Below are 13508 nucleotides of genomic sequence, written 5' to 3' on the forward strand. Positions count from 1 at the left end.
TTTTTTTGTAATTACTTCAAATAATTCTTATCTATATTTTGAAACAAAATAGGTTCTACGAAAGTATCTATATACTCATCCCTGTATTAAACTGACTGTTGTAAAGATTATAATAAAAACCTTTATTATTTATAAGTTCTTCATGATGACCATTTTCAATGATTTCTCCATCTTTTACAACAACTATCTTATCAGCATTTCTAATTGTACTTAGTCTATGCGCGATTACAAAAGTTGTCTTTCCCTCCATAAGCTTTAACATGGCTTCTTGTATATGAACCTCAGTACGAGTATCAATTGATGACGTTGCTTCATCTAAAATAAGAATAGATGAATTAGCAAGAACTGCTCTTGCAATGGCAAGTAGCTGCCTTTGTCCCTGAGATAAATTACTTCCATTATCTGATAGCACAGTATCATAACCTTCAGGTAATTGTTTTATGAACAAATCTGCATTTGCAAGCTTAGCTGCGTTCTCAACTTCACTATCTATTGCAGTTATTCTTCCGTATCTTATATTCTCTCTTACTGTATCTGAAAAAAGAAAAGTATCCTGGAGTACTATTGATATTGTTTTTCTAAGACTTTCTCTTTTTATATCTTTAATATTCATATGATCTATAGCTATTTCACCACTGTCTATATCATAAAACTTATTTAACAAATTTATAATAGTTGTTTTACCTGAACCTGTAGGTCCTACAATAGCTATCGTTTCACCTTTTTTAGCTTTTATATTAATACCTTTAAGTATAGGTTTTTCCACATTATAAGAAAAATTTACATCTTTTAAATCTACTTCTCCTTCTATTCTTTCTACTTCCTTTGCATCGTATAAGTCCTGTTCTGGCTTTTCATCCATTACTTCAAATATTCTTTCAGCTCCTGCTAGTGCCGACTGAATACTATTAAATATGTTCAATATTTCATTTATAGGCCTTGTGAAATTCCTCATATATAAGATGAACGTAAGCACAATACCTACAGTAATATAAGCTCCATGAAGCATAAGATACCCACCACTTACAGCTACTACTAAGTATGTTAAGTTGTTAACAAAATTATTTATCGGTCCCATAATTCCAGATAACCCTTGAGCAAATATGGCACTTTTAGTAAGTCTTTTATTTATTTTAGAAAATTCCTGTTTTACATGTTCTTCTTTAGAAAATAGCAATATTGCTTTTTGTCCCGAAACCATCTCTTCGATATATCCATTTAGGTTTCCTAATTCTTTTTGCTGAGTTATAAAAAATGGCTGAGTCTTGCTTACTACAAGTTTTGTCATAATAAACATCAAAGGTGTAGTTAAAAGGCCTACCAACGTTAGTATGGGGCTTAAAACTAGCATTGCAATTAGCATTCCTAATATATTAATCACTCCAGAAAACAGCTGTGTTATATTCTGAGAGAGAGTGGTATTTATATTATCCACATCATTGGTAAGTCTGCTCATCAAATCACCACTAGAATGGGAGTCAAAATATTTTAGAGGTAGCTTCTGCATAGTTTTAAATAAGTCTTTTCGTATATCAGCAGAGGTCTTTTGTGCAATAATTACCATAATTCGATTTTGAATATAAGTTGAAGCTATTCCAATAATATATATACAACCCAGAATTATACAGATCTTTAAAAGCCCCTGCATATCGCCTTTTTCTATAAAGTTATCCACCGTATATCCATTAAGCCTTGTTCCTGTAATAGTTATCAATGTAGTTATGATACAAAGTATAAAAATGAACACCATTATCGTTTTCTTATCACTTAAGTACGCTAAAATCCTTTTTATAGTTCCTTTTGGGTTTCTAAGTTTTTCAGATTTCTTATTAAATCTGTTCATATGACCTGATCCACCTGGTCTAACTACTGATAATTCTTTATGACTAGACATTTAATACTACCTCCTCTCCAAGTTGTGAAATAGCAATACTTCTATATATCTCGCTAATATTTAAAAGCTCTTTATGAGTACCGATAGCTGCTATTTCCCCATTATCAAGAACAAGAATTTTATCTGAATCCATTACTGCTGAAATTCTTTGTGCTATGATTATCACAGTACTTGTTTCCATTCTTCTTTTTAATGCTTTTTGCAACTTCGCTTCAGTTTCCATATCTAAAGCACTAGATGAATCATCCATTATTAAAATATTAGGGCTCTTCATAAGTGTTCTCGCTATAGAAATTCTTTGTTTCTGCCCACCAGATAAATTTTTACCTCTTTGCTCTACTATACTTTTATATCCGTCCTCTTTAGTAGTGATAAACTCATATGCCTGTGCATCCTTTGATGCACTTTCTAACATATTAAAATCACACTCCGCAGCACCAAACTTTAAATTATCTTCGATAGTTCCTGAAAAAAGAATACTTTCTTGAAGTACAACACCAATTTTTTCTCTTATATCCTTCATTCTCAATTCCTTTACATTTATGCCACCAATTAGCACCTCCCCTGAAGTAGCATCATATAGTCTTGGGATAAGGCTTACAAGTGAACTTTTACCCGCGCCTGTAGCTCCTATTATACCTACCTTTTCTCCTTCTAAAGCTTTAAAACTTACATTTCTAAGAACATGTTCACTGTTATTATTGTATTTAAAAGATACATTTTTAAATTCTATATCGAAGTTCTTTATTTCTTTAGAGTCGTTTTTCTCTTTAATTGAAGAATTAGTTTCTAATACTTCATTTATTCTTTCAGCCGAAGCTGTAGCTCTAGAAAAGCTTAATACTCCCATTATTACCATCATAAGAGAATTCATAATCTGAATAAGGTAGTTTATGAAAGCCATTATTTTTCCTATCTCAATTGATTTTTTAAAAACCATATTTCCGCCAAACCATAAAATGCAAATTATACTAACATTCATTACAAAAGTTACTATAGGCCATAATATAATATTCACATTCTGAGCTTTGACACTCTTGTCCATTAAATCATCATTAACCTCATCAAATCTTTGACACTGTTTTCCCTCCATATTAAAAGCTTTAATTACACGAACTCCTAATATATTTTCACGCATTACTACATTTATATTATCAATACTTTGTTGAACTTCTAAAAATAATGGAAAAGACTTCTTAACAATGACTATTACTGAAGCTAACAAAACTGGGACAGCTCCTAAAAATACATATGATAACTTTATGCTAAGTGCTACTGACATCACGATACCGCCAAAGCACATAAGCGGCGCACGAACCATCATTCTTAAGGCCATTAGCATCATGTTTTGAATCTGAGTAACATCATTAGTTAACCTTGTAATAAGAGAAGAGTTCTTAAACTTGTCGATTTCTAAAAAAGATAAAGTTTGTATTTTGTCAAAGAGCCCCTGTCTAACCTTCTCCCCCATACTCATAGCTGCCATTGATGCGAAAATTGAACATGCACTACCACCTATTAGTCCAATTATAGCCACTAATAACATCTTTGCCCCAACATTAAAAACATAAGAAAGATTACCATTAGCCACACCAATATCTATAATGTCTGCCATTAGTTTAGGTTGTGTAAGATCCATAGTTACTTCTAGTAGCATTGCAATTGGTGCTATTACTGCCCATAAGATTGCTTTTCCTTCTAAAAACTTCAAAAGCTTTCTCATTACTTCCTATCTCCTTTTAGTAAATTATCATGTAACCGAATTAGTATCCTCTCAGCATCCAATATATCTTGTGTTGAAAACCCTGAAACGCATATTTTATCTAGATTTTCAAATACATTTTTTACTTCCCTTTGCTTCGCCCTACCTTCTTCAGTTAAAAAAACATTTAATATTCTTTTATCATTAGCATTTTGCGTCCTTTGAATAAGCCCAACCTTCTCCATATTAGCCAAAAGGCTAGTTACAGTTGCAGGCTCTATATTACAGCTACTTGCAATCTCTCTTTGAATACATCCATCATTAACATAAAGATAATCCAATATCTTTGGCTGCCCTTCAGTCAATCCAATACTTTGAAAAGCTTCATGAGCTTTTCTTCGATGTATCTTAGATAATTTTATAATCAACTTATGTAACTTTATAGCCTCTAAGTCTCTTTCTAAGTTATTCACCTGTATTCCTCCAAACAAAAATATAATAGTTAGACCTCTAATAGTTAGATATCTAACTATTATATTTTATCATATTTATGAGTTTATGAAACTATTACTATCACTCTAAGAATTTTTATTTTGATAAATTAGTCTTAAAATGTTTATCTTTAAAAATGTATGACAACTTACTCTTTATCAATGCTAAGTGCTAAAGATGTACCACTTCAATCTAAATTTTTTATAAACTCTACTGTGGTATGAATGAAGAATTTGAAAATATAAATTTCATTGTGAAGCTAAACATCCATAACTCAACAAATTATCTCATAAATTAAAAAGTTAATGGACTACTGATATTCATTTTTTGAATTTTGAAAATATTGTTCTTATACTAATACTTTCTCCCTATAGTCTCCTGATATTAACGCATTTATTTCAATTCACTATAAACCTCATGTAAGTAAATTAATCTCATCAAATCGTATCTTTTAAAATTGTATTGATGATATAATCAATCTGTTCATCATACAATGATACTATTTTACCGTATTGAAGACCAACCAAAATAAAATCATTATTTATATTGAGTCTATTATTAGGTTCCAAATTAGAAATACTTTCTCTTTTACATATAGCAGCAAAGGAATCTTCATTGAAAAACATTTTCATATACCCCTCCATTAAAGTATTCAGTATTTCTATTTGCTCCATTTCATAAATATATGGTTCTTTATTAACTTCGCATACAATAACTTTCATTACTCTCCCCCTTAGGTATAAATATTTATTAGTACTACAGGGACAGTAGTCCATCAACAGTGTTGGCTTATTCTTTCTTCAAAACCAACATATGTAATATTATCAAAAATTATCTAAAAATAAAAAGTTAATATATTCCAAGTTTTTGAGTATCTGCCTTTATAGCAAAAATAGCTTAAATTACCATTAAGTAATCTAAGCTACTTTTTATTTAAAACAAATTTATTTAATTTAATTACCTTGTAGTATATAACCATATTTTTCTCTTACAAACTTTAGAATAGTTTGAGCTATTATGCTATGACCTTCTTCATTTGGGTGTATTCCATCAATACATAAAAATCTGCTATAATCTATATATTTAAGAAATTCAGATCTTACATCAATTATAGTAGTCATAGTCTTTTCTGCTACTTCTTTTATGGTATCATTATAAAGACTATGCCATTTATAGATTATGTCCTCATCTCCAAGCCATTTTAATATGTTACATTCAAAATTTTTATCTTCTCTAGTAATCCATTTAAAATATCTTTCGGAATCTAGTGGTGGTAACGTCATTAAGATCGGTGTTGCCCCTGAACTCTTTACTGTTTCAATCATATTTAGTAGTATATTCTTAAAGGTTGGTATATCTGTGTTAGGCTCATGTTCTACATTAGGATTTTCAGCTACATCCTTCCAATTAAAGTCACAATCATTTCCACCAAATTCTATAAGGACTATATCAGGTGACTTTTTTATCACATCACTATATATCTTACTTATTCCTCTTTTTATTGTATTTCCAAACCTCCCAGCATTATAAACAGTACCATTTATACTACTGCTAACCAGGTTTACAAAACAGTCTTTTATATTTGTATATTTTGACTTATCACAATCGTATACTACTCCTCTAGTTATAGAATCTCCATATACAACCACACTATAGTTTTCTTTATATTCCATACAATTCACCTCTTAAAATTAAAATTATCCTATTGATGTACCACTTCATAATAGACTTATATTTTCAAATTCTCTTCTCAGAAACCAGAAGAGTTTTGAAAATAGTTTTCAGTTTGAAGCGGTACATCTTTAACACTGTTCTGCAAGTTTTGCAATTTGAGTTTCTCTATTACTAAGCCATTTATTAAATATTTCTAATATATCCTCTAAGTTCTCAACTCCACCAAAACCTTTAAATATTTGATTTTCTTTAAAACATCGTACCCAGTTATTTGAGCTTTTATGTATATCTACTGGATCAAAGATTTTACCTTCATATTCTGTATTAAACAAATCTATAAATACATTCCAACTTCCATCTTCAGCTGTAACTATTTGAATTCCAGTTCCAATTCCACATTTCTTATTTTTTTTATATAAATCTTGAAGAATATCTATATTTATCATAAAGGCTCTCCTCTACTTAATAAACTTTATTTCATATACATATTGTATCACGTAATACAAAATAGTCAACACATAGTTTATAAAACTACGTTAAATTATACGTATATATATTTTGTTAATAATCAAAATATAAGGATTATGCAATGAGTAAAAAAGCACGCTGATTATTAATAATCAACATGCTTTCACTCAGTATCTTATATTTTTTTCTTACTTTATCGAGATTAATTCCGTAGCGTTTTAATAAATTCCAAATTATAAATTCCAAATTATAAATTTAACATTTTAGAATTTTATTTCTAATTACTTGTGTAAACTTTATTAAAGATCCTTATAATGCTGGAATTGATACACATTTTTATAAATTATCTCTTAAAAATCTCAGTTTTATTTCATTCTGAAACTCTCTGCCACCTTCATGTCCATTAAACTGATATATCTCTATATGTTTTTCACTAGTTATTCTATTATAGGTTGCAAAATATAATTTAGCTGGGCAAGTAGTGTCTTTAAGCCCTACAGATGCCAAGACTTTACTTTTTATCTTATCCGCCATGTTCATGGTATCAAAATAACTTAAAGTATCTAATGCTTCATCTACCTTATCTGGATATAACTTTAAATACTCAGTTACACTAGCAAAAGAACCAAAAGCATTTTCCACTCTTTTTTCAATATTGCTATTGCTCGGTACATCAACCATAGCTAGGTATGGTCTTTCATCTAAAGCACATACTGCCATTCCTAGTGCTCCCCCTTGGCTTCCCCCCTCAATAATTATCTTAGTCTTATCAACTTCCTTTTGTTCATATGCAAAATCTATAGCTTTCAAACAATCCATATAAACAGCTCTATAATAGTATTCCTCTTTGTTTAATATACCTTTGCAATTCAAATTAGTAGTATATCCATTAGAGTATTTTGCAAAATTTCCTGTTAGGCCACTTTGATCTCTGCAATCAATAGATATGACAGCTACCCCCATTAGTATCCACTGCATGAAATCCGCAGGCTTGCCTCTATTCCATGTAAATCCATGATAGTGTATAAGGCATGGATATTTTTTATTCTTATCCTTCTCTATTCTTGGAATCATATACCATCCATGAATTCTAGTATCATCAAATCCATTATAAGATATTGAATATACCTCCACATATGGGCTAGGATAATCATATAACTCCATTTCTATGTTCATAGGCACTGACTTTGCAATACTAATTGTATCTTTCCAAAACTCATCAAAATCTTCTTTCTTAGTTAAAGGCGGTAAGTATTCAAATAACTCCTTCGAAACTCTATCTATATAACTTCCCATAAGTCCATCCTCCTTTTAAATTTAGTATCCCATGTATAGGGTTCCTGTTCAAAAATTTAATTTAAACTTGTTCGAAAATCCTGTTATCTGATAGTTTTCGGACTGTAAATTTAAAAGACTCTACTCAAGAGCCAGCAGTGCTTTTAAAACAGTTTTAGACTTAAAGCTATCCTTCTTTAATAATACTCTTTAGTAATAATTTTAAAATACACTATTCTTCAGATTTTGGTATATTTTTTTAGATTATTAGAAAACATCCCTTACTTAAAAAGCAACTCATTTAAAAAAACTCTGCTCATCCTAAAGCAGAGTTTTTAAAGGAATTTTTGACTAAATCATCATATTTTTATAAAGAACATTTATTATTTTAGTATTTATCTGATATTACTCCAAAGGTACTAGCTTTTATATGAGGATTATTTTTTAGTATTTTAAGTTGCTCCACTGACCCAGTAACTACTATCCCTCCAGTTTTTATAATTTTCGAATCATACTTTAGAGTTACATTTGAAGCATCTTCCTGTACTATATTTAATGATTTTTTTAAATAATTTACTTGGTCACTATTAATAGAATTCAAATCACCTTTACTATAATTATTCCTGTATAAACTTTCTATAAACTTATCTAAAGGCTTATCAATCTTATAACCATTTAAATCTATAGCTTTTATGCCAATAGCACTATCCTCAGAAACTATATGCCTAAATAATCCATCTTTTCTTGTGCCATTATAACCTTCTCTTATATTTTTTGTATCAGCATCATCATTTTTCAATATATTGTTCTTCTGTTCATCAGAAAGTGTATCAACCCAATACCAGGTAATATCTACGCCTTTTGGAATCATTGTACCTATCTCTTCAATTGAATAATACTTATCAAAGGATAAAGCTACCTCAGCTATTTTTTTATTATCTACCTCATCAAGCTTTTGCAGATCATTTCTATACAAATCCTTATAATCACTAAATGGATAGAAGAACATCATTTTTCTTTGACCCAGAGAGTTGAAAAACTCCACATCCTTAAGTTGATCATGAAGACTTTCTGGAGTTATTGTACTTACTCCTTTTCCTAAAATATTAACATGTGCTTCTTGTTCTTTCTCTGTTATAAGGTTTTCTTTTAAATTAAATTCTCTTTCAATTGGCTCAGTTGCTATTACATTTTGTCCTATAACTTTATAAGTTTCATATTTTATATTTGCAGAAAGAAATCCTTTGTTATAAGATAATTGCCCTAAATATTTATTAGGATGCATAATTTCATATTCTTTTTCTACATCCTTTGCTTCACTACTCTTTTTATCTAACAGTTTCAAATCAATTTCACTGATTGTAGTCTGAACTTTTACGTCTATATTTTTTATTACTATTCTAGTTGCTACCACATACAATATGGATGAAATAACTGCAATAATAATAGCAAAGATCCCAATTGTTTTTAGTTTTGCTTTCAATATAACCTTTCTAGTTTTCTTATTATTAACATCAAACAAGTCATCAATTTTATTCTCAAAATCATCTTTCATAATTCATTTCCTCCCAAACTTTAATAAATTGCTTACGGGCTCTAAATAAATAATTTTTCACAAGATTCTCATTTATATCTAGCAAAGCTCCAATTTCCTTATAACTTAAACCCATATCATATTTAAGTAAAAGCAAACTTTTGAACACTGGTTTTAAGTTATCCATTACAACTGATATTTGTCCACTAATCAAACTATTAATAATTATAGCTTCGCAATATTCTTCACTAGCTAAATTGTTAAGAAAAGTAATATCATCTATATTTACTGAAGGATATTTTGCGCTTTTCCTACACAAATCATAAAATTCATTTAGTGCCACTCTAAATAACCATGCATCTACTTTTTTAATATCAATTCCAGCTAAATTATTTATTAGCTTTATAAAGCAATTTTGGACAATATCTTCAGCATCATGATGGTTACATCCATTCTTTATTAAATATTTATATAATATAAGAAACTTTTCTTTTAAAACTTTGTTGAGTTCTTCATTGTACATCACTTTCTCCTAGCTAATTTTGAAAATACTTCCTACTAAACTGCATGCATATTAGTTTTTTGAGTCTACATATAAATAACGTTATATAATTCAAAATGTTAGCAGTTACTGGCAAAAAAATTATAGCATTTTTTAATTTCGTAAGACAGGCTAGTTTTTATTTTGGTGCTGTTAAGGCATCTTCTGTATAATCACTTAATTTCAACAATAGCCTTAAACATAACTATTATTTTTACATTTTCAATATCACTAGAGCTCTTCCATATAAATGTTGTATAAATAAAAGACACCCTATTACCCTTATAAGGATAATACGGTGTTAAAATATTCTACTCGTTTTATGGATGTGCAACTTCATAATAAGATTTATATTTTCAAATTCTCCTCATATACCCCAGAGTTTTTTTGGAAAATAGTTTTCGGTTCAAACTGATACATTTTTATCTTATGTATTTCTCTAACGAATAAAAAAACTTATTATATACTTGTTTCTTTAACACAACTTGCTACACTTGTAGTCCAAAGTTTACTATTCATTACTTGCTAAAATCTTATATTCATATAACTCTTCATTTTCTTCTTCATCAAAGATTACACCAAGCAATAGCCCATTATTCTTCTCTATAATCCTTTTAGAAGCTAAATTATATATGTTGCAAGTAACAATAGGTTCCTCTATTCCAATTTCTTTAGCTTTAGATATAGCTTGTCTTAATATTTCTGTACCATAACCTTTGTTTCTATAACGAGGGGATATATCATATCCTATATGTCCTGCTCCCTCTATTTCTTCGTGTCTCACTCTAACTACTCCAACAACATTATTGTTATCCACTAACCAATAATTTGTTGTTCTCACTGAATCCTCCGGTACATCAATACCTTCAGACAGCTTATATAATTCTTCTAAATACTCATGAAAATTCTCTATTGCTTTCATATATTTCTCAAAATAGTAATTGTTCTCTGCATTTTTATAAGAAATCGCATACTCTTGGAAGCTCTTTTCATAATCTTTGCTAGGTAATACTAAACATACATCTTTCATATATATCCTCCTCAATATTGATTTACATAAATAGCAATATTTATTAACTTAATATAAATCATAGCATATTAACAAACTTATTGTAATTGTACACACAACTTTAGCAAATAAATATGAAATAAAATGCATATATGTCAAATAGGTTAAGAGAAGTCACTTCATAATGACTTCCCTTAGTAATTACCATTTATTAGATCCATAAAGCTAATTTTCTCTTATAGTTTCTCTTGCATAGAATATAATATAAAACTTCTAATAAGATAAATATAAAACTTATTAAAGCATCACATAAAATAATCTGAAGGATATCTGAGGAGCTGGAACCTTTAAAGAAAGCAAGTGAATAGGTTATAGCTATAGGAACAGCTATAACTGGTGCCGCTGCAAATATTACCTTTAGTTCGTTACACTTTAACTTAAGGAATTCTTTTTCAGTTATTCCTATATTAAAGAGATTCTTATATTGTTCCTCATCACTATCGGAATCTGAGAAAACCTTAATGTATAATATTATAGATATACATAACAAGAAGAATATTCCTAAGAAACTTAGTAAGTAAAACAGTATCTTTGCACCTTGATTATTTTCATTATAAGCTCCTACTGTTGAGGATACTTCTAGGTAATATTTTTCTTCATACTTACTTTTAAAATTTTCATTCTTTTCTTTAAAAGTTTTTTGTAGGTTATTAACAAGTTCTTGCGTACCTCTCCAATCTTCAAAATTATAAAGTTCAACAGTTCCCTTATTTACTCCACTTGAAGTTTTTAATCTAAGATAGTCATTATTATTTATAATCACACAATTATTTAATATATAACCAGGAGCATTGAAAAACACCTTAAAAATAGTATCTTGAACAATAAAAGCTTCAATAAGCTTTCCATGGCTAATATTTTTTTCATCCTTACATCTTTGTATTTTTTCCTTCTGTGGTAAATCGTTTATTTGATAAAGCCTTATATACTTTCCTTCACTAATTTTGAAATCTTGTTTGAATATCTTTTTAAACTCAGCCTCTGATATAATTATCACTTTATCAAGCTTAGTTTCTATAAAATTTACCTTCTCATGTTTACTTACAACATTACTACTATTCTTTACCAGTTTATCTGCTTCTTGTATAGTAATATCATTCTTATCTGGTTCACGTATAAAAGATATGTGAAATGGATTATTTTTTGTTGCTGATCTTTCAGAGGATATTACAAGATTTAAGTAAAAGCCGTTTATAAACACTGTTACTATAACAATTAAAGTTATTATAAAAATAATCTTCTTAGTTTGTCCAAATTTATACTTTATGTTAGTTATAAGTAAAATATTCTTATGGTATTTTTCTTTTGTTCTACTCAGTAAATAAACTAAGAAGTTAGAAAGTTGATTTATAAAAATATATGTTCCTAATATAATAGCCACAGTACATTTAAGTAGTAAATCTCCTGTACCATCAAAATACAACAAAAGTATAGTTAAAGCTCCTGCAATTGTTATTACACCAAATGCACCTAAAAAAGGATTGCTAATTTTATTTTTTTCACTAAGCTTAGGAGCCTTAATTAAGTTCATTATGCTAAACCTACCCGTTGTTATGATAGTCATAATAACTGAGAGAAAATAAACTACCACAAAGATAGCCAAAGTAAAAGCATATACCTTCCAACCTAATTGGAAACTTAAATCTTCAACCCCAAGAATCCAACAAATTATTATAAAGAACAATCTAGCAAAAACTATTCCAGATATTAATCCCATAAGCATAGAAGTTATAGCAATTATGCTATTCTCAATAATTATTATTCTCCTTATATCACTAATGGACATTCCTAAATTCATAAGTAAGCCAAATTCTCTTTTTCTACTTTTTATAAAAATTGAATAAGCATAGTTGATAAAAAATATAGAGAATAATATCAGCACAACATTTGGAACAACCATTATCTTTGATATTCCTTCTATAAGCTTTGGCGAACTACCTATATCCTTATTAAACAACACTGAAGAATAAATAAAAAGTAACATTATAGAAAAACTATTGCACAAAAAAAATGAGAGATAATTTTTCATAGTTCCTTTAAAGTTTTTTATTGCTATATCTTTAAAAGTCACTGCTGTCACCTCCCAAAACAGCTACATAATTCATTATCTCATTAAAGAACTCTTTTCTAGTTCCTTTCTTGATAGCTTCATAAGTTATACTTCCATCCTTTAAAAAAACAATTCTATTGCAATAACTTGCCGCGTTTACATCATGAGTAACCAGCAAGATGGTGTTTCTAAGCTCTTTATTCATCTTTTCAAAACATTCCATTATAACCTTAGAGGATTTTGAGTCCAAATTACCTGTAGGCTCATCTCCAAACACAATAGTCGGATTATTAATTATTGCTCTCCCTACTGCCACCCTTTGCTGTTGTCCTCCAGATATATTATAAGGATATTTATTAGCTAAACTATGGATATCAAACAGCTTCATAATTTCATTTGTTTTTTTCTCCATTTGACTTCCACTGCATTTATCTAATATCATAGGTAGCATTATATTTTCCTTTACACTTAGGCTATCTAATAAATTGAAGTTTTGAAATACAAAACCTAATTTTCTCCTTCTAAAAACTGCTAACTCATCCTTCTTCATGTCATTGATTTTTTTACCTTCTATCTTTACGTATCCAGTGTTAGCTTTATCTACTCCACTCAAGATATTTAGCAAAGTTGTCTTACCACTGCCAGATGGCCCCATGATACCGACAAACTCACCTTCCTCAATTTTAAAATTCAGGTTATTTAATGCTCTAGTTGAACTGTATCCTTTTTCTCCTCCATATATCTTACAAATATCTTTTGCCTCTAAGATACACATATAATCACTCCTTCCATAAGAAAATAATAAATTA

12 protein-coding genes are annotated in these 13508 nt (G+C 29.1%); all 12 read right to left on the reverse strand.

The annotated features are described in order from the left end of the window. Positions 1-67: 67 nt before the first annotated feature. The gene (locus OCU55_RS10585) at positions 68-1894 is read right to left on the reverse strand and encodes an ABC transporter ATP-binding protein (protein WP_261852287.1); all 1827 of its coding nucleotides are present in this window, start codon (positions 1892-1894) and stop codon (positions 68-70) included. Then, a complete protein-coding gene (locus OCU55_RS10590) occupies positions 1887-3617 on the reverse strand; it encodes an ABC transporter ATP-binding protein (RefSeq protein ID WP_261852288.1) in 1731 nt (576 codons plus the stop codon). Before OCU55_RS10590 ends, OCU55_RS10585 begins: the two co-directional genes overlap by 8 nt. Continuing rightward, entirely contained in the window at positions 3617-4069 is a 453-nt protein-coding gene (locus OCU55_RS10595; RefSeq protein WP_261852289.1) for a MarR family winged helix-turn-helix transcriptional regulator, read from the reverse strand. Before OCU55_RS10595 ends, OCU55_RS10590 begins: the two co-directional genes overlap by 1 nt. A gap of 456 nt (positions 4070-4525) precedes the next feature. After that, complete coding sequence (locus OCU55_RS10600) at positions 4526-4810, reverse strand: DUF3846 domain-containing protein (protein ID WP_261852290.1); 285 nt, start codon at positions 4808-4810, stop codon at positions 4526-4528. 231 nt (positions 4811-5041) lie between these two features. Further along, a complete protein-coding gene (locus OCU55_RS10605; protein ID WP_261852291.1) occupies positions 5042-5761 on the reverse strand; it encodes an SGNH/GDSL hydrolase family protein in 720 nt (239 codons plus the stop codon). A 129-nt stretch (positions 5762-5890) separates the two neighbouring features. Next, positions 5891-6208: an immunity 53 family protein gene (locus tag OCU55_RS10610; protein WP_261852292.1), complete on the reverse strand. Its 318-nt coding sequence runs from the start codon at positions 6206-6208 to the stop codon at positions 5891-5893. Between the two features lie 358 nt (positions 6209-6566). Then, on the reverse strand, positions 6567-7526 hold the full coding sequence (locus OCU55_RS10615) for an acetylxylan esterase (protein WP_261852293.1): 960 nt from the start codon (positions 7524-7526) through the stop codon (positions 6567-6569). Between the two features lie 367 nt (positions 7527-7893). Further along, positions 7894-9060, reverse strand: a complete 1167-nt coding sequence (locus tag OCU55_RS10620) for an anti sigma factor C-terminal domain-containing protein (protein ID WP_261852294.1) — start codon at positions 9058-9060, stop codon at positions 7894-7896. Further along, entirely contained in the window at positions 9050-9562 is a 513-nt protein-coding gene (locus tag OCU55_RS10625; protein ID WP_261852295.1) for an RNA polymerase sigma factor, read from the reverse strand. Before OCU55_RS10625 ends, OCU55_RS10620 begins: the two co-directional genes overlap by 11 nt. 529 nt (positions 9563-10091) lie before the next feature. Beyond that, the gene (locus OCU55_RS10630; RefSeq protein ID WP_261852296.1) at positions 10092-10610 is read right to left on the reverse strand and encodes a GNAT family N-acetyltransferase; all 519 of its coding nucleotides are present in this window, start codon (positions 10608-10610) and stop codon (positions 10092-10094) included. A 190-nt stretch (positions 10611-10800) separates the two neighbouring features. Next, positions 10801-12720: an FtsX-like permease family protein gene (locus OCU55_RS10635; RefSeq protein WP_261852297.1), complete on the reverse strand. Its 1920-nt coding sequence runs from the start codon at positions 12718-12720 to the stop codon at positions 10801-10803. Continuing rightward, complete coding sequence (locus OCU55_RS10640; RefSeq protein ID WP_261852298.1) at positions 12710-13474, reverse strand: ABC transporter ATP-binding protein; 765 nt, start codon at positions 13472-13474, stop codon at positions 12710-12712. The genes OCU55_RS10635 and OCU55_RS10640 overlap by 11 nt, the downstream gene beginning before the upstream one ends. Positions 13475-13508 lie beyond the last annotated feature (34 nt).

The sequence above is a fragment of the Clostridium folliculivorans genome, from assembly GCF_024341905.1.
GTDB lineage: Bacteria > Bacillota > Clostridia > Clostridiales > Clostridiaceae > Clostridium_AR > Clostridium_AR folliculivorans.